This window comes from Siminovitchia jepli (assembly GCF_047228825.1).
GTDB lineage: Bacteria > Bacillota > Bacilli > Bacillales > Bacillaceae_C > Siminovitchia.
Genome location: NZ_JBFEGN010000218.1, coordinates 1 through 680, shown reverse-complemented (window position 1 = coordinate 680; position 680 = coordinate 1). Strand labels below are relative to the sequence as shown.

1 protein-coding gene is annotated in these 680 nt (G+C 35.3%); it reads right to left on the bottom strand.

Features of this window, described 5'->3' with window-relative positions:
- Positions 1-339 precede the first annotated feature (339 nt).
- The coding region (locus tag AB1L08_RS22465) for a hypothetical protein (RefSeq protein ID WP_413066786.1) at positions 340-680 on the bottom strand (341 nt) is incomplete at its 5' end.

Genomic DNA, 680 nt, shown 5'->3' with positions numbered 1-680 from the left:
AAACCTAATTATACCAAAGGTTGGAGCCCTTTTTGTATTTATAAACTAGATTTTACTTTCGTAATCCAGGTTTATATCAATTTGATCTAAATAAAATGAATTTCCATAGCTCATATTTTCAATATGTAATGAGATCATATAACTCCCCTCATATGCTGAATTTAAGAAAAGATCTCGGCTTAGGCGGCAAGCATAAGAATGTATGTTTTACCATCACAGCAAAGTGTCTGGACTATCAGGTCATCATTTTATTAAAATTTCGCCCGGCTATATACTATCTAATCGTCAAGACAAAACTTAAGAGTGTAAAGTATTACACTCTTAAGTTTTTCAACATGATTAGGAGCACTTAATTTTTGCATAAGCTCCTAATACTTTAAACTCTCCAGCAAAAGATCTCCCGCCTCCATATTTTTTGCACGCCCACATTAAACCGGCCAAAACAAGCCCGCCTACGATAAGAACAATTAATACGACAATCCAGACGGGTACAGCATTATGTTGGGCGTTTCGGTGATGGACAAGTGAGTTTTGGAAGAATTCTACGGTGTTGGCAATTACTGTTAAAGTATACAAGTAAAACAATGAAGCGATAGAAATACTGTAAGCGTCAAATAATCCCCACCTGTTTTCAGATGGGGATTTTATATATGCTTTATTTAGATTTATTTGGAACACGG